2 tRNA genes and 1 rRNA gene are annotated in these 621 nt (G+C 49.6%); all 3 read left to right on the top strand.

Annotation, left to right across the window (positions count from 1 at the left end):
- Positions 1-90 (top strand): 16S ribosomal RNA (locus DX130_RS26155); the annotation flags it as partial.
- Between the two features lie 184 nt (positions 91-274).
- Positions 275-351, top strand: a tRNA-Ile gene (locus DX130_RS26150).
- 30 nt (positions 352-381) lie between these two features.
- Positions 382-454 (top strand) — tRNA-Ala (locus DX130_RS26145).
- Positions 455-621 lie beyond the last annotated feature (167 nt).

The following is a 621-nucleotide window of genomic DNA, read 5'->3' as shown; positions in this document are numbered from 1 at the left end:
GGGAGCCAGCCGCCGAAGGTGGGGTAGATGATTGGGGTGAAGTCGTAACAAGGTAGCCGTATCGGAAGGTGCGGCTGGATCACCTCCTTTCTAAGGAACTACCCGAACCCGATGAGGTTCGGATAAGAAGACGAAAGTCTTCACAAGCAACTCTCAGGCAGGATTGTTGCTCGCTCGTTGTCAGTTTTGAAAGACTAATCGTCTTTCTAATCGAAGATCCCACGTGACGCTTTTTGTCATGTCATCTTCACAAGAGTCATAGCAGAATACCCGAGGGCCTTTAGCTCAGCTGGTTAGAGCGCACCCCTGATAAGGGTGAGGTCGGTGGTTCGAGTCCACTAAGGCCCACCATTATCAACACATGAGTGTTGATCCCATTACGGGGCCATAGCTCAGCTGGGAGAGCGCCTGCCTTGCAAGCAGGAGGTCAGCGGTTCGATCCCGCTTGGCTCCATTTGTTCCTTGAAAACTGGATAACGAAAGTAACAAGAAGTTTTGAACCTTGTCTTCGGACAAGAAGAGAATCTTCTGCTGAAACATCCTTTAGCTGTTTTAAATAGATGTACACTGAATTCATTCAGTCGTACCATCGACCGCCAGCTGAAGCAATTCGCTGAGCGA

Origin of the sequence: Paenibacillus paeoniae, assembly GCF_003388735.1 — a bacterium.
Classification (GTDB): domain Bacteria; phylum Bacillota; class Bacilli; order Paenibacillales; family Paenibacillaceae; genus Pristimantibacillus; species Pristimantibacillus paeoniae.
Note: the sequence above shows the minus strand (reverse complement) of the source record. Positions and strands in the feature narration are given on the sequence as shown.